Below are 18894 nucleotides of genomic sequence, written 5' to 3'. Positions count from 1 at the left end.
GGATGGACTGGTCGCAGCTCGCGATCCTGCTCGGCGGCTGCTTCGTCGCGGCCTTCGCCTCCGGCATGGCGGGCTTCGCGTTCAACCTGGTGGCGGCGTCGATCCTGTTCCACTGGCTGCCGCCCGCCACCACGGCGCCGGTGCTGGTGCTGGGGTCCATGCTGATCCAGCTCGGCACCATCCGCGCGGTCATCCCGGCGATCCGGTGGGAGGTGCTGCGCCCCTACCTCATCGGCGGCGTGCTCGGCACGCCCTTCGGCGTGCTGGTGCTGAAGTTCGGCGAGGCGCGCTGGATCGTGGCCGGCGTCGGGCTGCTGCTGGTGGTCTATGCGGGCTACGCGCTGCTCGGCATCGCGCTGAGGCACCGGCCGGCGGAGCTCCGGGCCGGCGCGGGCGCCGATGCGGCAGTGGGCTTCGCGGGCGGCGTGCTGGGCGGCATCGGCGGCTTCTCCGGCGCGCTGCCGGCGATGTGGGGCGACCTGAAGGGGCTGCGGAAGGACGAGGCGCGGGCCATCTTCCAGCCCTTCATCATCGCGATGCAGATGGCGGCGGCCATCGGGCTCGTTGCGGGCGGCTTCTTCGGGCCGGACAGCGCGCGGATGCTGCTTGCCGCGCTGCCCGCGCTCGCGCTCGGCGCCTGGCTCGGGGTCCGCGCCTACAAGGTGATCCCGGCAGAGGGCTTCCGGGTGGTATTGCTCGGCCTGCTGCTGCTGTCGGGCCTGTCGCTGGTTCTGTAGGGAGGTGTCCGCATGACGCTGATGACCAAGACCGGGACCGAGGCGCTCCGCGTCGCGCCGGACGCGATCGAGGAGGCGGCGAAGCTCCTCTACATCCGCGCGCTGAAGGTCCTGCCGGACGACATCAAGGCGGGCTTCACCCGGCTCGACGCGAGCGAGACGGACGGGACGGCCAAGGCCGTCCTCGCGACCATGATCGAGAACATCGGCGTGGCCGAGCGCACGGACAACCTGCTCTGCCAGGACACCGGCATCCCGATCTTCAACGTCGAGATCGGCCGCAACGTCGAGATCGACGGCTGGGCGCTGAAGCAGGCGATCCGGCGCGGCACGGAACGCGCGACGCGAGAGCATCCGCTGCGGAGTTCGGTGGTGCATCCCATCACGCGCAGCAACGAACACACGAGCTGCGGCGCGCATGTGCCCGTCATCAACATCGACTTCGTGGAGGCGGAACGCGTGCTGAGGCTGGAGATGATCCCGAAGGGATCGGGCAGCGAGAACGGCAGCTTCCTCCAGATGCTCATCCCGGCGGACGGCATCGCCGGCGTGAAGCGCTTCGTCATCGACGCGGCGATGAAGGCGGGCGGCAAGGTCTGCCCGCCCGTCATCATGGGGGTGGGCGTCGGCGGCACGTCGGACCTGTGCATGCACCTCGCCAAGGTGGCCGCCACCCGCCCGCTCGGCAGCCGCTGCGCGGACGGGGAAGGGGCGAAGCTGGAGGCGCTGCTGTCCGAGGCGGTGAACAGCCTCGGCATCGGGCCGCAGGGGCTCGGCGGGGATTCCACCGCCTTCGCGGTGCATGTCGAGGTCGCGGCGACCCACATCACGATGAACCCGGTCGCCGTGAACATCCAGTGCCACAGCGCGCGCCGCGCCAGCGCCACCTTCACGCCCGCCGGCGTGGCGATCGGGTTCTGACGCCATGGCCCACCACACGCTCCACATGCCCTGCACCGAGGCGGATATCCGCAGGCTTCGCGTCGGTGATCACGTCACCCTGCAGGACACGCTGTTCGGCATCCGGGATGCCACGCAGATCCACATGTTCGACCACGGCCGCCGCACGCGGATGGACCTGCGCGGCCATGCGGTGATCCACACCGCGCCCAATGTCCGCAAGGTGGACAAGCGCGGCACCAATGACAGCGGCTACGAGGCGATCTGCGTCGGCACCACGACGAGCGACCGGATGGAGCGCTTCACCCGCCCCCTGATGGAGCGCGAGGGAGTTCGCATCATCATCGGCAAGGGCGGCCTGCGGGAGGAGAGCGCGAGGGCCTTCGCGGAACTCGGCGGCGTCTACCTCGCCATCATCGGCGGCACCGCGGCGCTGGAGACGACCTGGATCGAGGCGATCGAGGATGTGGACCTCGACGACCTCAACCCCGAGAGCCTCTGGAAATTCCGCATCCGCGACTTCGGCCCGCTGCTCGTGGCGATGGACAGCCATGGCGGCAGCCTGTTCGCCGAGGTGCAGGCGAAGGTGCAGGACCGCCGCGCGGCGGCGCTGGCCAGGCTGGGGGTGACGTGATGCGCGCGCTGCTGCTGCTCGGCCTGCTTGCCGCAGCGCCGGTCGTCGCCCAACCCGCGCCGCCCGCGGCGCCCCCTGCCCCGGCCGAGGATTGCGGCTGCGGCGTGCCGACCAGCCCGAGGGGGCCGCGATGACGGAGATCGCCCGCCGCACCACCGATGTCCTCGTGCTCGGCAGCGGTGGCGCCGGGCTGCTTGGCGCGCTGCACGCGAAGGCCGGCACGCCCGACCTGCGCGTCACCGTCGCGGTGAAGGGCCTGCTCGGCAAGTCCGGCTGCACGCGCATGGTGCAGGGCGGCTACAACGTGGCGCTGGCGGCGGGCGATTCGGCCGAGCGGCATTTCATGGACACGCTCGACGGCGGGAAGTGGCTGAACGACCAGGACCTGGCCTGGACGCTGGTGACGGTCGCGCAGACGCGCATCCGGGAGCTGGAGAATCGCTGGGGCTGCTTCTTCGACCGCAACCCGGACGGCACCATCCACCAGAAGGCCTTCGCCGGGCAGACCTTCGACCGCACCGTCCACAAGGGCGACCTGACGGGCATCGAGATCATCAACCGCCTGGCGGAGCAGACCTGGGCGCGCGGGATCGAGCGGATGGAGGAACACCGCGCGCTCGCCCTCCTCCCCTCGCGCGACCGCTCCCGCCTCGCCGGCGTGCTGATGGTCGATGTGCGGACCGGCGCGCTGGTGCTGGTGCAGGCGAAGGCGGTGCTGCTGGCGACCGGCGGCGGGCCGACGATGTACACCTACCACACCCCGTCGGGCGACAAGTCCTGCGACGGCATGGCGATGGCGCTGCGCGCGGGGCTCGCGCTGCGCGACATGGAGATGGTGCAGTTCCACCCGACCGGCGTGCTCGCCGGTCCCGGCACCCGCATGACCGGCACCATCATCGAGGAAGGGCTGCGAGGCGCGGGCGGATACCTGCTGGGCGGCGACGGCCGGCGCTTCATGGACCGCTACGACCCGCGGGGCGAACGCGCGACGCGCGACATCGTCAGCCGGTCCATGTACCGCGAGATGCTGGCCGGCAACGTGAACGAGGCCGGCGGCCTCTGGATCGAGATGGGGCATCTAGGCCCCGCCAATGTCGTGCGGCAGTTCAAGGGCATGGTCGAACGCTGCGCCGACATGGGCTTCGACCTGGCGGGCGGGCGCGTGCCGGTGGTGCCGACCGCGCACTACATGATGGGCGGCGTGGTCTTCCGCGCGGATGGGTCGACCGCCCTGCCCGGCCTTTTCGCGGCGGGCGAGGACACCGGCGGCGTGCATGGCGCGAACCGCCTCGGCGGCAACGGGGTGGCGAATTCCACCGTCTTCGGCGGCATCGCGGGCGACTCGATGGCCGCCTTCGCGCCCCGCCATGGCGCAATCGAGGAGCCCTGCCCCGCTGCGCTGGACGCCGCGCTGTCGCTGGCGCACGCCCCCTTCGCGCGCCGCCCGGCCTCCCTGACGCCGATCCGCGACGCGCTGCACGCGCTGATGTGGGAGAAGGCCGGCATCCTGCGCGATGCGGCGGGCCTGGCGGAAGCCGCGCGGGGCCTCGACGCGCTGGAGGCGGCGCTGGATGACGCGGGCGTGGATGGCGGCGCGCGGGCCTTCAACCTGGCATGGCAGGACTGGCTCAACCTCCGCTCCCTCCTGCTCGTCAGCCGGGCCATCGTCACGGCGGCGGTGGCGCGGGAGGAAAGCCGCGGCGCCCATTGGCGGGAGGACTTCCCGCAGACCGATTCCGAGGCGGCGGGGCTTGCCGCCACCCTCGTCACGCTCGCCCCCGACGGCCGCATCGCGTTGGGGCGGCAGCCCGTCACCTACAGCCGCATCCGGCCGGGCGAGAGCCTGCTGCCCGCCGCCGCGGAATAGTTCACGCGCGCGCCGGCAACCCCGGCGCGCCCGCTTCGTTCCCCGCCCGGAGCCGCGTCACGGGCGACGCGGCCGCCTCACCGGAGACGCGGGACATGGACGAGATCACCAAGCTGATGGTCGATCAGCTCAAGGACGCCCACAGCGCCGAACGCCAGGCGCTGCGCGCCATGCAGCGCATGATGAAGAACGCCACCAACGAGAAGCTGAAGCAGGGCTTCGAGATGCATATCGAGCAGACGCAGGGTCAGGTCGAGCGCCTGGAACAGGCGCTCGAGCAGCTCGGCGCCAAGGCCGGCCGCAAGGTCTGCGAGGCGATGCGCGGCCTGGTCGAGGAAGGCCAGCACGAGATGGAGGAGAACGACAAGGGCGCGAAGATGGACGTGGTCATCATCGCCTCCGCACAGCGCATCGAGCACTACGAGATTTCCGCCTACGGCACGATGGCGACCCTCGCGAAGTCCGCCGGCATGCGCGAACTCGGCGACCTGCTCGGCCAGACGCTCGACGAGGAGAAGCGGATGGACGCCGAGCTGACGCGCCTGGCCGAGAGCGAGGTGAACAAGGCCTTCATCGAGGAGGCGCGGGCCGAGATGGAGGAAGGCGCCAACGAGAACAAGCGCGGCGCCAGCCGCAAGAAGGCGTCCTGAGCCAGGCGCCCGTGGCGCCGGCCGCGCGGCCGGCGCCACGGGCCGCCGCTTGACGGGCGCGCACGCCCTTACCTACGCTGGAGTTGAGGGGCCGCCGCGATCGCCCCGTGAGGCTTCGGCCCAAGCATCGCGTCCATGAACCCATGTCGGGGACGGACGCCCATGCCCTTCGCCATCACAGCCAGCCAGCTTGCCCGCCGCATCGGCCTGCCCGATGCGCCGCTGCTGATCGATGTCCGCACGCCGGAGGATGCGGCCGCCGACCCGCGCCTGCTGCCGGGCGCGATCCGGCGGGACCACCGCGACGTCGCCACCTGGGCGGCGGAGCTGCGGGGCCGCGCGGCCGTCGTCGCATGCCAGCGGGGCCTGAAGCTCAGCGAGGGCACCGCCGCATGGCTGCGCCATGCCGGCGCCCGGGCCGAGACACTGGAGGGCGGTTTCGCCGGCTGGGCGGCGGCCGGGCTGCCGCTGGTCCATGCCGCCAGCGTACCGCCGCGCGACGCGGCCGGCCGCACCCTGTGGGTGACGCGGCAGCGCCCGAAGGTGGACCGCATCGCCTGCCCCTGGCTGATCCGCCGCTTCGTCGATCCCGCCGCCGTGTTCCTGTTCGTCGCCGCGGCAGAGGTCGCGGCGGTCGCCGACCGCTTCGGCGCCACGCCTTTCGACATCGAGGGCACCTTCTGGAGCCATCGCGGCGAGGGCTGCACCTTCGACACGATGCTGGAGGAATTCGGCCTGACCACCCCCGCCCTGAGGCGGTTGGCGCTGCTGGTCCGGGGGGCGGACACGGCGCGCCTGGACCTGGCCCCGCAATGCGCCGGGCTGCTTGCCGCCTCCCTCGGCCTGTCGCGGCTGCACGGGGACGACCTGGCGCAGCTCGAGGCGGGGATGGTGCTCTACGACGCCTTCCACCTGTGGTGCCGGGACGCTACGGAGGAGACGCACAACTGGCCAGGCCCGGGACCGCGATGATGGACACGCCGACGCCGCCCGCCACGGCCTTCCCCACCTTCCGCGAGGCCTTGCCCGTCTGGACACGCATCGGCCTGCTGTCCTTCGGCGGGCCGGCCGCCCAGATCGCGCTGATGCACCGAGAGGTGGTGGAGGAGCGCCGCTGGATCAGCGATGCGCGGTTCCTGCACGCGCTGAACTTCTGCATGCTGCTGCCGGGGCCGGAGGCGCAGCAGCTTGCCACCTATCTCGGCTGGCTGATGCATGGCGTGCGCGGCGGCCTGGCGGCGGGGCTGCTGTTCATCCTGCCGGGTGTCGCGGTGATGATGGTGCTGTCCGTCATCTACGCCACGCTGGGCGAGGTGCCGCTGGTCTCGGCTCTGTTCTTCGGGCTGAAATGCGCGGTGCTGGTCATCGTGGTGGAGGCGCTGATCCGCGTAGCCCGGCGGGCGCTGCGGGGCGCGCTGCCCTGGCTGCTGGCGCTGGGCGCCTTCGTCGCGCTGTTCGCCTTCGACGTTCCCTTCCCGGTGGTGGTGCTGGCGGCGGCGCTGGTCGGCTATGCCGCGCCCGGGGCCTTCGCGGCGGGCGGCCACGGCGCGGCGAAGGACGGCCCGCCGGCGATGCTCGACGCGCTGCTGGTGGCGGAGCCGGACCGGGTTGCGCGCATGGCGGGCGCCGCGCGGCGCGCGGGGCTGGTGGCGGTGGTGCTGTGGGTCTGGCCGGTGGCGCTGCTGATGGGCGGCGGCGTCTTCGGCGACGTCGCCTGGTTCTTCTCCAAGATGGCGGTGGTCACCTTCGGCGGCGCCTATGCCGTGCTGGCCTATGTCGCGCAGGAAGCGGTGGAGCATTACCGCTGGCTGTCGGCGGCGGACATGCTGGCGGGGCTCGGCCTGGCGGAGACGACCCCCGGGCCGCTGATCCTGGTGCTGCAGTTCGTGGGCTTCCTGGCCGGCTACAACGCGGCGGGGCTGCTGGCCGGCGCCGCGGCGGCGCTGCTGGCGGTCTGGGTCACCTTCGCGCCCTGCTTCGCGTGGATCTTCCTCGGCGCGCCGCATGTCGAGAAGCTGCACGACCAGCCGCGGCTGAAGGGCGCGCTGGCGGGCGTGACCGCGGCGGTGGTCGGAGTCATCGCCAACCTTGCGGTGTGGTTCGGGCTGCGGGTGATCTTCGCGCGTGTCGAGGCGGTGGAGGCCGGGCCGTTCCGCCTCTCCCTTCCCGACCCGCTGAGCCTGGTGCCGGATGCGCTGGCGCTGACGGCGCTGGCGGCGGTCTGCCTGTTCGTGCTGAAGCTCGGCGTGGTGCGGACGCTCGCGGTGACGGCCGCGGCGGGCTTCGCGGCGCGGACGCTGCTGGGGGTATGATACCGGCCGGCGTTGAAGGTGATCCGATGGCGGCGGGCTGAGCCCGCCGAGCCGCCGGATGGCGGCCGCCGCATCTGCGGCGAAGCCAAGGGCCGCGGATGCGGCCCGCCCGGCGTCTGAGGGGCGTGAATGTGTCAGCATTCACGCCGGTCAGTATGAGACCCGGCTCACGGAGTTCCGACCTGCGGCCCGCGAAGCGGGCCGGGCGCCCGAACGGGCGCCGCCGCAAGTGCGGCGAAGCCGAGCGCCGGAGGCGCGCTGGCGTTTGAGAAATGAAGTGCGTCAGCACTTCACGAGCCAAGTATGGTCCCGGCCTGCCGCCCTATGCCCCGGCGGCGTTGAACAACGCCTCGGCGGCCAGGATGCCGCGCAGGCCGCCGGGGGCGAAGACGGCCATCGCCCCTTCGGGATACTCGGCCTGCGCCAGCCCGCGGCCGATCGCCATGCCGAGCGGGACGATGTGCCCCACCAGAATGTCGGTGGCGCCCGGCGCGGATGGACGCAGCGCGCGGGACTGCAGCCAGGCGATGCGGCGGGCGAGCAGCGCGGCATCGGGGGTGTAGTCGTCGGCGGTCAGGTTGGGCTCGATCACTGCGCGGGCGCCGAAGGCGAGTTCTGCGGTGTCGCGGGCGCGGAAGACCGGGCTGGTCAGCACCTCGCCGAGCGGGATGCCGAGGGCGGCGACGGCGCGGCCGAGGCGAAGCGCCTGGGCGCGCCCGGCCTCGCTCAGGTTGCGCTGGCCGGCGCGGTTCAGCAGGTCGCCGGTGTCGGCCTGGGACCGGTCGGTGGTGGCGTGGCGCAGCACCGCGACCGCATCGCCCGCGCGCAGCAGGGCGAGGAGGGCCGCGGCCGCAGCCCCGGTGGCGGGCATGGCCGCGGCCGGCCCGGCCAGCAGCGGCGCGAGGAGGAGGCCGCGGCGGGAGAGGCGCCCCGCCGCGGCCAGCCCCGCGCGACCGGACCCCGCGGGCGGGCAGTCGCGCATCAGCCCAGGGTGAAGGCTTCGTGCACCGCGGTCTTGATGGCGCCGCCGACCACCGGGCCGCCGCCGGCCACGTAGATGAAGTCCCCGATCGTCACCGCCCCCATGCCGTGCCGCGGGGTCGGCATCGGGGCGTGGTGCTGCCAGCTGTCGGTGACGGGGTCGTAGCTCTCGACCTGGCCATGCACCTGGCCGGTCAGTTCGCGGTTCACGAACACCCCGCTCTCCCCGCCCATCGCGAAGAAGCGGCCGCGATAGACCACCAGGCCGTGGCCGGAACGCGGGGTGGGCAGCGGCGCGCGGGTGGTCCACTGGTCCGCTCCGGCGTCGTACACATGGTGCAGGCCGGTATTGTATTCGAAGGTGTTGAAGCGCCCGCCCACGATGTGGATGAGGTTGTTGTGCACCACCACGCCCGCATGGTCGCGCGCGCCGGGCAGGGCCTTGCGCGTCTCCCACCGGTCGGCCTGCGGGTCGTAGACCTCGTGCCAGCCGACCGAGGCACGTTCGGCTTCCGGGTTCGACGCGCCGCCGATGTGGTGGACGCGGCCGTTCACCACGGCCAGCGCGCCCGCGCCGCGCGGCCGCGGCATCGGCGCGATGCGGTCCCAGCGGTCTGAGGCCACGTCGTAGACGAAGGCCAGGTCGTCGGCCGCGCGGTTCTGGTTGTTGAAGCCGCCGAAGGCGTAGATCCGCCCGGCATGGGCGACCACGCCCACATGGTTGGCCCCGCGCGGCAGCCGCGCCTTCTCCACCCAGCTGTTCGCCGCCGGGTCGTAGACGTGGTGGAAGTTGTTGTTCACGCGCTGTTCGGCGTAGCCGCCGATGACGTGCAGCTTGTTGTCCCACTCCGCGGCCCAGGCCATCTCGGTCCGGGGCAGCGGCAGCGGCGCGCGTTCCACCCAGCGGCCGGGCGGGCCGGCAGGGGCGGGGCTGTCCACGAAACGCTGGGCATACTGCGCGGGCGTCAGCGTCACCGGCCCCTCGCCCCGCAGCGGCGCCATCCGGTCGGACGGGATGGGGATGCCATGATGCGGCTGCACCTGCTGGGCCTTCGCGCCCGCCGCCGTCGCAAGTCCCGCGGCGGCGCCGAGGATCATCCTGCGTCGCATCGATTCGTTTCCCTCTCCGGACGCCGCGACAGATAGGAGCTCGGAGGTGGCGCGAAAAGGTCGTTCCGTGCGCCGCCCCGAACCCGCATGCGGCGTCCCCGTTGCGCCCGACGGCCAGACGAGCCGAGGAGACCGCGTTCGATGTTCTACATGGATGGCAAGTTGCAGTATCCGGTGCGGGTCGAGAAGCCCAATCCCCTGTTCGCCAAGGCATTGCAGCAGGCGATCGGCGGGGTGGAAGGCGAGATCCGCGTCTGCCTGCAATACCTGTTCCAGGGCTGGGCCTGCCGCGGCCCCGCCAAGTACCGCGACATGCTGCTGAACACCGGGACGGAGGAGATCGGACATATCGAGATGCTGTCCACCGCCGTCGCGCTGAACCTCGAGAAGGCGCCCCTGTCGATCCAGGAGGAGGTGGCGGCGAACCCGATCGCAGGTGCGGTGCTGAACGGGATGAACCTGCGCCACATCCTCTCGGCCGGCCTCGGTGCCACGCCGGAGGACGCGAACGGCGTTCCCTTCAACGCCAGCCATGTCTACGCCAGCGGCAACATCGCCGGCGACATGATGGCGAATGCGGTGGCCGAGGCAACGGGCCGGACGCTGGCGGTGCGCCTGCACGGCATGACCGACGATCCGGGCATGAAGGACATGCTGGGCTTCCTGATTGCCCGCGACACCATGCACCAGCAGCAATGGCTTGCGGTGGTGGAGGAGCTCGGCGGCTACGAGAAGCAGCTCCCGGTGCCGAATTCCTTCCCCGACACGGCCGAGCACCAGCGCTTCGCCTATGCCTATTTCGGCCACGACGTCAGCGGCATGGTGCCGGCCGGCCGCTGGAGCGAGGGCCGTTCGCTCGACGGCAAGGGCGAGTTCGAGGCGCGGCGCAGCGAACCGCTGGGGCCGGAGCCGAAGCTTGCCCCGCCGCGCCCCGATTCCGGCGCGCAGCTGGAACAGATGACGGACGGCGCCGCGCCCATGGCCGCGAATGACCCGAGCATGATGGGCCGCGGGCGATCCGCCTGACCGGCGCCGCGTTACGCCATCATGGCGCCGCCATTCCGGAATGGAATGGCGGCGAGCGGATGATGGGAGACGGCATGATGCGACACACGGCCCTGGTTGCGGCGCTGGCCTCGGGCCTGGCGCTCGGCGCCTGCACCGACGGCAACGACCGCAACCAGCGCGCGCTGGGCGGTGCCGCGGCGGGCGCGGTGGCGGGCGGGCTGATCGGCTCGGTCACCGGCAGCGCCGGGCGCGGGGCGCTGATCGGCGGCGCGCTGGGCGGCGTGGCGGGGGCACTCACGCCGCCGCCCCAGCCCGACCGCATCCCGGCGGACCCCTATCCCGCGCAGCAGGTCGACCCGCGCTATGGCGGCTGGTACGACCAGTACGGCCAGTGGCACCAGGGCGCGCCGCCGGCGGGCTACCGGCCGAACTACAAGTAGGGCGCGGCGGCGGGGGGCCGGTGCGTCACCGGCCCCGCAGCGCGCGGCGCAGCTCCTTCAGCCCGTCCACCTGCTGGCGCAGCCAGCCGCCGGTGGCCAGGCTTTCGGGCGCCATCGGGTCGCCGGTGCGGGGGTAGCTGGTGCGGTCGAAGTCGCCGGTGCGGAAGATCCAGTCCCAGACCGGCAGCAGCACCGCGTAGTTGCGCCCATCCTCGCCGGCCGACAATTCTCCGTGGTGGATGCGGTGGAAGCGCGGGCTGACGATCAGGCGTTCGCCGATCCGGCCGAAGCTGAGCCGGACATTGGCGTGGCTCAGGCTCTCGGCCAGTTGGCGCACCATCACGATCAGCACGAACTGCACGGGCGGCACGCCGATCAGCAGCGCCACCGCGCCGAACCAGACCGCGGCGATCGCGTCGTCCAGCAGGTGGTTGCGGTCGTCGGTCCAGAAGGTCATCTGCCGCTGCGCGTGATGCACCGAATGCAGCGCGTACCACCAGCCGAACATGTGCTGGAAGCGGTGCCGCCAGTATTCGAAGAAGTCGAGGATGACGACATAGAGCAGCAGCGCCAGGACCGGCATCTCCCGCAGCGCCGGGAACAGCGTCTCCAGCGTCGGCGGCACGAAGCCGGCATCGGCCAGCAGCCCGTTCAGCGTCCTCTCGGCCGAGGAGAGCAGGACGAAGGCGATCAGCGGCAGCAGGCCCAGCCGCGCGAGCAGCGTGTAGACCACGTCCGTCCAGACCGCGGCGCCGTCGGTCACCGGCTCCACCGGGTGCAGCGCCTCGAGCGGGCGGCACACCGCATAGACCAGCAGGACCTGCACGAAGCCGAGCAGGGCGAAGTCCAGCCATTCCTGCATGCGGTCGGCGTAGTGCATCAGCCCCGCGGCGTAGAGCGCGGGCTGCACCACCGCTTCGTAGATCGCGCCGGAACTGTCGATCCAGAGCTGCATGAACCAGTCGAACATCAGGCGGTCACACCGTCGGCGGGCAGGGTTTCGAAGCAGAGGCCGCGGGCGAGGAGGCCAGTCACCAGATCCTCCATGATGCCCGCGAAGGGCTCGCGCCGGCTGCGCACGCCCCAATGCATCACCAGCACCTCGCCCGCGCGGATGTTCGCCAGGTTCCGGCGCAGCAGCGCGGCGTTGGGGTGGGCGGTGCTGTCGAGTTCGTCGCCCAGGAAGCCGTTGCGCGTCCAGCCCTGGTGGCGCAGGCCGCAGGCGGCCGCCATGCGCACCGCGCCCGGCGTGGTGATGCCGCCCGGCGCCCGCCACAGCGGCAGCACGATCGCCTCCGGCACCAGGCGCTTCAGCGTGGTGACCGGGCGGGCAAGCTCGGCGCAGAGCGCGCCGGCGTCCAGCACCTCGGACCCGCCGCCGCCGCGGGCGGCGAAGGTCACGCGGCCCGGCGCGGGGTCGCCGCGAAAATACCAGTGCCGCCAGGTGTGGCTGGCGAAGACATGCCCTTCCGCCGCGCGGGCGCGCCAGAAGGGCGCCCAGGATTCGGACAGGGTGGTGTCGCCGCGGAAGGTCGGCTCATTCGCCACGAACAGCGTGGCGCGAACGCCATGCCGGCGGAGGATCGCCGCGATCTGCTCGGCCTCGCGGCTCCAGCCGGTGTCGATGGTGAGGTAGACCGGGCCGGCGCAGCGCGCCGGGGTCTGGGCGAGCGCGGGGGCGGCGAGCGCGGCGGCGCCGCCCGCCAGCAAAAGCCGCCGCCTCACGGCGCGGGCCGCAGCGCCGCGGGGGTGGTGGGGGCGGGCAGCTGCACGGGGACCGGCGCATCGGCCCGCGGGCGCGGGGGCAGCGGCGCCGGCAGCGGGCGGGAGCCGGAGGTGGCGCCCGCCATGCTCTGCCCGAAATCGCCCCCCACCCCGTCGCGCCGCGGCTTGAAGAAGATGCCGTGCGGGCTGCGCCCGACGCGGATGGTCTGCCATTCCGCCTGGGCCGGGTCGAGGATGGCGACGCGGCCCACCCAGCGCAGCGTCATCCAGATGCGCCCTTCGGGGTCGAAGGTCAGGCAGTCCGGCCCGCCGGGGATGTTCCAGACGCGGCGGACTTCCAGCGTGTCCGGGTCGATCTCCGCGAGGCGGCTGTCCACGCGGGAGGTGGCGTAGAGCGCGCGGCCGTTCGGGTGGGGGAAGATGGTGTGCGCCCCGCGGCCGAGGGTGAAGGCGCGGCTCACCTCCCGCGTCTCGGGGTCCACCGTCACGAAATGGTCGCTGCCCATGATGCCGACGACGAGCCTGCCGCGGTGCCAGGTGACGCCCGCGGGCTCGGGCCCGACCTCGACCGACCAGAGCTGCGTCCGCGTCTCCAGGTCGAAGGCGATCAGCGCGCGGTCGCCCTGCATGGTGACGTAGGCGCGCCGGCTGTCGGGGGAGAAGGCGACATGGCTCGGCATGTCACCGGGGCGGAAGCGCTGGACGAGGGCGAGGGTCGCGGCGTCGTAGATGTCCACCTGGTCGCGCCGGAGGCTGGCGACCACGAGGAAGCGGCCGTCCGGGCTGTATTCCAGGTGGTAGGGGTTGGAGATGCGTTCCCGCCGGCGGATCTCGCCAGTCAGCGGCTCCACGAACAGCAGCTCGTTGCCGCCGGAATCGGCGATGACGAGCTGGCCGCCATCGGGGGTCAGCACCAGGTGGTGCGGCTCCCGCAGGACCGGCACGCGGCGGATCTCCTGCCGGGTCGTCGCGTCGATCAGGGAGATCGTCGCCTCGCCGGAGTTCAGGACATAGAGCAGGTCCGCCCGCGCGGCGCCCGGCAGGGCCGCCGCCGCGAGCATCGCCGCGAGGGTCAGGAGGGCTTTGCGCCAGGGCACCGGCAGCGACTTTCCGCAGACGTGTCTCGGGCCGCAAAATCGGTCGCCGGGGCCCGGATGTCCAGCGTTCCGGCAGTTACCGCGCGGTCATTCCGCCGCGCCTTCCGCCGGTTGGAAGGCCATCGCCACGCCGTTCATGCAGTACCGTTCCCCGGTCGGGCGCGGCCCGTCGGGGAAGACGTGGCCGAGATGGCCGCCGCAGCGGGCGCAGTGCACCTCCGTCCGCACCATGAACAGGCTGCGGTCGCTGCGGGTGGCGACCGCGCCTTCGATCGGGCGGAAGAAGGAGGGCCAGCCGGTCCCGCTCTCGTATTTCGCGGCGCTCTCGAACAGCGGGTTGCCGCAGCCGGCGCAGGCGAAGGTGCCGGCCCGCTTCTCCGCGTTCAGCGGGCTGGTCCCCGGGCGTTCGGTGCCGTGCTGGCGCAGCACGCGGAAGGCCTCGGGCGGCAGGGTGGCGCGCCACTCCGCCTCGGTCCTGCTGACGGGGAAGGTCTCCGCCGTCCGCTTCTCGCCCAGTCCGAACATCAGGCAGCCCCCTTCTTCAGACGGTCGGCGAAGGTCTTGCGGAATTTCGCGACCTTCGGACCCACGACGACGCGGCAATAGCCCGACCAGGGATTGCGCGCGTAGTAGTCCTGGTGCTCGGCCTCGGCGGGCCAGAAGCGCACCAGCGGCTCGACCTGCGTCACGGCCTTCGCGCCCCAGATGCCGGATGCGTCGATCTCGGCGATCACCTCGCGCGCCGCAGCTTCCTGCGCGGGCGAATGGGTCAGGATGATGCTGCGGTATTGCGGGCCGATGTCGTTGCCCTGGCGGTCCTGCGTCGTCGGGTCGTGCAGGGTGAAGAACATCCTCAGCAGGTCCGCATAGGTGACCACCTGCGGGTCGAAGTCGATCTGCACCACCTCGGCATGGCCCGTCCGCTTGCCGCAGACCTCCTCGTAGCTCGGGTTCTCCAGGTGCCCGCCGGCATAGCCGCTTTCGGCGCGGGACACCCCGTCGAGGTGGCGCATCGCGCCCTCGATGCACCAGAAGCAGCCGCCGCCGAGCGTCGCGGTCTCGGTCGCCATGTCGGGTCTCTCCCTCGGTTCCGCCTCCATGTGGGGGCTGCGGGCGCGCGGTGCAGGGGGTTCCGTTGCCGGGCGGCCTTCGGCAGGGTGCGGGGATGAGCCACGACGCAGCAGCCCTCGCCGCCGCCCTCGCCTTCGCCGAGGCGCATGAATCGCCCTTCCCGCGCGACCTGCGCGCGCATCTGGAGGGGGGCCACTTCGACCCGCCCCCCTTCAACGAGGTGATCGGCCCCGTCTTCCCCCGCGGCGCGCCGAACGGGCTGGTGCTGCGGCGCGGCGAGCGGATCGGCGCCTATGGCGACACCCGCCAGGCGGACATGACCTTCAGCGTGGCGAAAAGCTACCTTTCCCTGCTGGCCGGCATCGCCCAGGCGGACGGGCTGCTGCCCGACCTCGACGAGCCGGTGCGCGCCCGCATCCGTGACGGCGGGTTCGAAAGCGACCAGAACGCCTCGATCACCTGGCGCCACCTGCTGACCAACACCTCGGAATGGGAAGGCGAGCTGTTCGGCAAGTCCGACGTGATCGACCGCGGCCGCGACCTGGCGCGGGAGGGCGCGGGGCCGAAGGGCGTCGCGCGGCCGCTGAAGGCGCCGGGGACGCATTGGGAATACAACGACGTGCGGGTGAACCGCCTGTCGCTCTGCCTGCTGCACCTGTTCCGCCGCCCGCTGCCCGAGGTCTTCGCCGAGCGCGTCACCGACCCGATCGGCGCGAGCCGGGACTGGGTCTGGTACGCCTATGACAACGCGCTGGTCGAGATCGACGGCCGCAAGCTGCCGTCCGTTCCCGGCGGCACGCATTGGGGCGGCGGCCTGCGCATCCATGCCGAGGACCAGGCGCGGATCGGGCAGCTCGTCCTGAACCGCGGCGCCTGGGAGGGGCGGGAGGTGATCCCGGCCGGCTGGATCGCGCAGTCGCTCGCCCCCTGCCCGCTCAATCCCTCCTACGGGTTCCTGTGGTGGCTGAACGGCGCGGGGCGCTGGCCGGAGGCGCCGCGCGATTCCGTCTTCGCCATGGGCGCGGGCGGCAACGTCACCTGGATCTGGCCCTCGGCGGAGGTGGTCGCGGTGTTCCGCTGGATCGACCCGGAGGTGGTGGGCAGGGCATGCGCCATGGTGGCCGGCGCCGTCCGGGTCTAGCCGCGGGGGTGGCGCTTCATCGCGCCGGCCGCTATGGGCCGGCGCAACGACCCTGCCCGGAGGACCGCCATGCTTCGCCGCCCGCTGCTTGCCGCCCTTGCCGCCCCGCTGGTCCTGCCCGGGGCCGCCCGCGCGCAGGATGCCTGGCCGACGCGTCCGGTGACGCTGGTGGTGCCCTGGGCGCCGGGCGGGTCGAACGACGTCGCCGCGCGGCTGGTCGCGCCGATGCTGGCGGAGCGGCTGGGCCAGTCGGTGGTGGTGGAGAACCGCGCCGGCGGCGGCGGGTCCATCGGCATGGGGCTGGTCACGCGGGCGCGGCCGGACGGGCACACGCTGCTGATCTCATCCGCCTCCAACCACGTCTTCCACGCGCTGGTCTCGCCCGATCTCGGCTATGACGTGCGGGACGCGCTGGTCGGCATCGCCATGATGGTGGACGTGCCGAACGTGCTGGCGGTGAACCCGGCGACCGGGATCACGAATGTGCAGGAACTGATCGCGCGCATCCGCGCGACCCCGGGCGGCATGTCCTTCGGCTCCTCCGGCACCGCCAGCTCCAACCACCTGGCGGGCGAGCTGTTCCGCATGCTGACGAACACCGAGCTGACGCATGTGCCCTATCGCGGCGGCGGGCCGGTGGCGACGGACCTCGTCGCGGGCACCATCCCGATGGCCTTCATGAACCTGCCGACGGTGATCGGGCCGGCGCAGTCCGGGCGGCTGCGGATCATCGGCGTCGGCACGGCGGAACGCGTCCGCATCCGCCCCGACCTGCCGACCATCGCGGAACAGGGCGTGCCGGGCTACGCCGTGCGCAGCTGGACGGGCCTGTTCGCCCCGCGCGGCACGCCGCGCCCGATCATCGACCGCATGGCGGAGGAGATGCGCACCGTGCTGGACGCGCCGACCATCCGCGCGCGGCTGACCGACCTGGCGAGCGAGCCGATCTTCATGCCCCCCGCCCAGACCGACGCCTTCGTGCGGGAGGAATTCGACCGCTGGGGCCCGGTGGTCCGCGCGGCGCGCGTCACGCTGGACTGACCGCCTGCCCTCCCCCGCTTGCGGGGGAGGGCCCGGCCGGGGGCATGATCGGGCCCATCCCCAGCAGCCCGGACCGCCCATGCCCCGCCCCCTCACCCTCGCCGCCGCCCAGCTCGGACCCATCCCGCGCAGCCAGTCCCGTGCCGAGGTGGTGCAGCGGCTGCTCGGCCTCATGCGCGACGCCGCGAAGCGCGGCTGCGACCTCATCGTCTTCCCCGAGGCCGCGTTGACCGCCTTCTTCCCGCACTGGTGGATCGAGGACGAGGCGGAGCTAGACAGCTGGTTCGAGACGTCCATGCCCTCGAACGAGACGGCGCCGCTGTTCGAGGAGGCCCGGCGATCGGGGATCGGCTTCCATCTCGGCTACTGCGAACTGACGTTGGAGGGGGGGCGCAAGCGGCGCTTCAACACCGCCATCCTGGTGGACAAGGCCGGCCGCATCGTCGGGAAATACCGCAAGATCCACCTGCCCGGCCACGCCGACCACCAGCCGCACCGTCCCTTCCAGAACCTGGAGAAGCGGTATTTCGAGGTGGGCGACCTCGGCTGGCGCGCCTGGGCCACGATGGGCGGCGTGATGGGGATGATGATCTGCAACGACCGCCGCTGGCCGGAAGCGTGGCGCGTGCTCGGCCTGCAGGGGGTGGAACTGGTCATGCTCGGCTACAACACCCCCCAGCATGACCCCGCCATGCCGCAGACCGACCCGCTGCAGGACTTCCACAACCACCTCTCGATGCAGGCGGGCTGCTATGCCAACGGCACCTGGGCCGTCTGCACCGCCAAGGCCGGCGAGGAGGAGGGGGTGATGCAGATCGGCGGGTCCTGCATCATCGCGCCGTCCGGCCAGATCGTGGCGCAGGCGCTGACACGGGGGGACGAACTCGTGGTGGCGACCTGCGACCTCGACGCATGCCGGCCCTACAAGGAGACGATGTTCAACTTCGCGCGGCACCGGCGGCCCGAACACTATCGGATGATCGTCGAACGGACTGGAAGCGTCGCCCCGGATTGACGTAAACTCGGATTGACACTTGCCCGGCCGCCCTCCCGGCGCCACAAGGCCGTGTCCGCGGAGAAGGCAGTCCCATGGTGCAATCCAGCGATTACGTCGAACTCGCACGGGTCTGGCGTGGCCCCGTGGTGGAAAGCACGCATCGCGGCGCGGTCGTGGTCGCGGGGCTCTCCGGCGGGTTGCGGAACGCCTGGGGCAACCACGGGCTGGTCACCACGCCGCGATCCGCGCTGAAGCCCTTCCAGGCGGTGGCGCTGGTCGAATCGGGGGCTGCGGACGCCTTCGGGCTGAGCGAGGAGCACATCGCGCTCGCCTGCGCCTCGCATCACGCGCAGCCCTTCCAGGTGGCGCTGGTGACGGACTGGCTCGGGCGGCTCGGCCTCGACGAAGGGGCGCTGGTCTGCGGGCCGGCGCTGCCCAAGGGCACCGAGGACATGGCCGCCGCCTTCGCGCAGGGCGGGCCGCGGCGGGTGTTCCACAACTGCTCGGGCAAGCATTGCGGCTTCCTGACCGTGGCGCGGCATCTCGGCGCCGGGCTCGACTACGCGGACCGCGCGCATCCGGCGCAGCGGCTCTACATGGACATCCTGTCCGAATACACCGGGCGCGACGCCGCCGCCCTGCCGGCGGGGGTGGACAATTGCGGCCTGCCCGCCATCGCGCTGCCGATGGTCGACATGGCGCGGGCCTGCGCGCGCCTTGCCGCCGGCGCCGGCCGGACGGAGGCGCGCCGCGCCGCCGCGCAGCGCGTGATGAAGGCGATGGCCGCGCATCCCGACCACCTGGCCGGGACGGACGAGCCGACCGCCCGCATCATCCGCGCCACTGGCGGCAAGGTCGTGCTCAAGGGCGGGGCGGAGGGCTTCGTCGCGGGCTTCGCGCGCGAACTCGGCTTCGGCATCGCCGTGAAGATCGCGGATGGCGCGACGCGCGGGAAGATGGGCACGCTGGTGCGAATCCTGTGCAAGCTCGGCGCCCTGTCCCGCGACGAGGCCGAGGCCCTGATGGAGACGGTGGAGCCGCCGGTCACCGACAGCAACGGCAACGTCATCGGCGGGGTCGAGGTGCCGTTCGAACGCCCGGTCCCCACCACGCCGACCCGGGCGACCCCGGGCTTCTGGTTCTCCGGCGTGCCGGTGCTGGAGGACGTGTTCAAGCCGTAGCC

At 72.4% G+C, this 18894-nt stretch carries 21 protein-coding genes; 14 read left to right on the top strand and 7 right to left on the bottom strand.

Annotated features, from left to right (window positions below; all coding sequences use genetic code 11):
• The first annotated feature begins 2 nt into the window (after positions 1-2).
• The 8 genes from ACK8OX_RS10045 to chrA all read left to right on the top strand — a co-directional run bounded on the left by ACK8OX_RS10045 (position 3) and on the right by chrA (position 7100).
• Positions 3-737 (top strand): sulfite exporter TauE/SafE family protein, encoded by a 735-nt coding sequence (locus tag ACK8OX_RS10045; protein WP_430663893.1) that lies wholly within the window; start codon positions 3-5, stop codon positions 735-737.
• A gap of 12 nt (positions 738-749) precedes the next feature.
• Positions 750-1658 (top strand): fumarate hydratase, encoded by a 909-nt coding sequence (locus ACK8OX_RS10040; RefSeq protein WP_430663892.1) that lies wholly within the window; start codon positions 750-752, stop codon positions 1656-1658.
• 4 nt (positions 1659-1662) lie between these two features.
• Entirely contained in the window at positions 1663-2271 is a 609-nt protein-coding gene (locus tag ACK8OX_RS10035; protein ID WP_430663891.1) for a fumarate hydratase C-terminal domain-containing protein, read from the top strand.
• Positions 2271-2405: a hypothetical protein gene (locus ACK8OX_RS10030; protein WP_430663890.1), complete on the top strand. Its 135-nt coding sequence runs from the start codon at positions 2271-2273 to the stop codon at positions 2403-2405. Before ACK8OX_RS10035 ends, ACK8OX_RS10030 begins: the two co-directional genes overlap by 1 nt.
• Positions 2402-4138, top strand: coding sequence for an L-aspartate oxidase (locus tag ACK8OX_RS10025; protein WP_430663889.1), 1737 nt, complete (start codon positions 2402-2404; stop codon positions 4136-4138). The genes ACK8OX_RS10030 and ACK8OX_RS10025 overlap by 4 nt, the downstream gene beginning before the upstream one ends.
• A gap of 95 nt (positions 4139-4233) precedes the next feature.
• Positions 4234-4788: a ferritin-like domain-containing protein gene (locus ACK8OX_RS10020; protein ID WP_430663888.1), complete on the top strand. Its 555-nt coding sequence runs from the start codon at positions 4234-4236 to the stop codon at positions 4786-4788.
• 162 nt (positions 4789-4950) lie between these two features.
• On the top strand, positions 4951-5760 hold the full coding sequence (locus ACK8OX_RS10015) for a chromate resistance protein ChrB domain-containing protein (RefSeq protein WP_430663887.1): 810 nt from the start codon (positions 4951-4953) through the stop codon (positions 5758-5760).
• Positions 5757-7100: a chromate efflux transporter gene (gene chrA, locus ACK8OX_RS10010; RefSeq protein ID WP_430663886.1), complete on the top strand. Its 1344-nt coding sequence runs from the start codon at positions 5757-5759 to the stop codon at positions 7098-7100. Before ACK8OX_RS10015 ends, chrA begins: the two co-directional genes overlap by 4 nt.
• A gap of 322 nt (positions 7101-7422) precedes the next feature.
• Here the strand turns inward: chrA and ACK8OX_RS10005 are convergent, their stop codons facing one another.
• Both ACK8OX_RS10005 and ACK8OX_RS10000 read right to left on the bottom strand, forming a co-directional pair.
• Positions 7423-8082 (bottom strand): histidine phosphatase family protein, encoded by a 660-nt coding sequence (locus tag ACK8OX_RS10005; protein WP_430663885.1) that lies wholly within the window; start codon positions 8080-8082, stop codon positions 7423-7425.
• Positions 8082-9191: a Kelch repeat-containing protein gene (locus ACK8OX_RS10000; RefSeq protein WP_430663884.1), complete on the bottom strand. Its 1110-nt coding sequence runs from the start codon at positions 9189-9191 to the stop codon at positions 8082-8084. Before ACK8OX_RS10000 ends, ACK8OX_RS10005 begins: the two co-directional genes overlap by 1 nt.
• A gap of 141 nt (positions 9192-9332) precedes the next feature.
• On the opposite strand from ACK8OX_RS10000, the gene ACK8OX_RS09995 reads away from it, so the two are divergent.
• Positions 9333-10217 (top strand): manganese catalase family protein, encoded by an 885-nt coding sequence (locus tag ACK8OX_RS09995; protein ID WP_430663883.1) that lies wholly within the window; start codon positions 9333-9335, stop codon positions 10215-10217.
• 74 nt (positions 10218-10291) lie between these two features.
• Complete coding sequence (locus ACK8OX_RS09990) at positions 10292-10639, top strand: YMGG-like glycine zipper-containing protein (protein WP_430663882.1); 348 nt, start codon at positions 10292-10294, stop codon at positions 10637-10639.
• A gap of 25 nt (positions 10640-10664) precedes the next feature.
• On the opposite strand, the gene ACK8OX_RS09985 is transcribed toward ACK8OX_RS09990, so the two are convergent.
• The 5 genes from ACK8OX_RS09985 to msrA form a co-directional block, all read right to left on the bottom strand.
• On the bottom strand, positions 10665-11609 hold the full coding sequence (locus ACK8OX_RS09985) for a sterol desaturase family protein (protein WP_430663881.1): 945 nt from the start codon (positions 11607-11609) through the stop codon (positions 10665-10667).
• A complete protein-coding gene (locus tag ACK8OX_RS09980; protein ID WP_430663880.1) occupies positions 11609-12364 on the bottom strand; it encodes a polysaccharide deacetylase family protein in 756 nt (251 codons plus the stop codon). The genes ACK8OX_RS09985 and ACK8OX_RS09980 overlap by 1 nt, the downstream gene beginning before the upstream one ends.
• Positions 12361-13461, bottom strand: coding sequence for a YncE family protein (locus tag ACK8OX_RS09975; protein ID WP_430663879.1), 1101 nt, complete (start codon positions 13459-13461; stop codon positions 12361-12363). The genes ACK8OX_RS09980 and ACK8OX_RS09975 overlap by 4 nt, the downstream gene beginning before the upstream one ends.
• Before the next feature lie 87 nt (positions 13462-13548).
• Positions 13549-13986 carry a peptide-methionine (R)-S-oxide reductase MsrB gene (msrB, locus tag ACK8OX_RS09970; RefSeq protein ID WP_430663878.1) on the bottom strand — a complete coding sequence of 146 codons (438 nt, stop codon included), beginning with the start codon at positions 13984-13986 and terminating at the stop codon, positions 13549-13551.
• The gene (gene msrA, locus ACK8OX_RS09965) at positions 13986-14531 is read right to left on the bottom strand and encodes a peptide-methionine (S)-S-oxide reductase MsrA (protein WP_430663877.1); all 546 of its coding nucleotides are present in this window, start codon (positions 14529-14531) and stop codon (positions 13986-13988) included. The genes msrB and msrA overlap by 1 nt, the downstream gene beginning before the upstream one ends.
• A 95-nt stretch (positions 14532-14626) precedes the next feature.
• On the opposite strand from msrA, the gene ACK8OX_RS09960 reads away from it, so the two are divergent.
• The 4 genes from ACK8OX_RS09960 (at position 14627) to ACK8OX_RS09945 (ending at position 18892) form a co-directional block, all read left to right on the top strand.
• The gene (locus tag ACK8OX_RS09960) at positions 14627-15673 is read left to right on the top strand and encodes a serine hydrolase domain-containing protein (RefSeq protein ID WP_430663876.1); all 1047 of its coding nucleotides are present in this window, start codon (positions 14627-14629) and stop codon (positions 15671-15673) included.
• A gap of 69 nt (positions 15674-15742) precedes the next feature.
• Positions 15743-16714 carry a Bug family tripartite tricarboxylate transporter substrate binding protein gene (locus ACK8OX_RS09955; RefSeq protein ID WP_430663875.1) on the top strand — a complete coding sequence of 324 codons (972 nt, stop codon included), beginning with the start codon at positions 15743-15745 and terminating at the stop codon, positions 16712-16714.
• Positions 16715-16793: 79 nt separating this feature from the next.
• Entirely contained in the window at positions 16794-17729 is a 936-nt protein-coding gene (locus tag ACK8OX_RS09950; protein WP_430663874.1) for an N-carbamoyl-D-amino-acid hydrolase, read from the top strand.
• Between the two features lie 74 nt (positions 17730-17803).
• Positions 17804-18892 carry an asparaginase gene (locus tag ACK8OX_RS09945; protein ID WP_430663873.1) on the top strand — a complete coding sequence of 363 codons (1089 nt, stop codon included), beginning with the start codon at positions 17804-17806 and terminating at the stop codon, positions 18890-18892.
• The last annotated feature ends 2 nt before the right edge of the window (positions 18893-18894 follow it).

Origin of the sequence: Falsiroseomonas sp. CW058, from assembly GCF_050563535.1 — a bacterium.
Lineage (GTDB): Bacteria > Pseudomonadota > Alphaproteobacteria > Acetobacterales > Acetobacteraceae > Falsiroseomonas.
The sequence above is the reverse complement of the archived record's forward strand: the minus strand, read 5'-3'. Positions and strand labels throughout refer to the sequence as shown.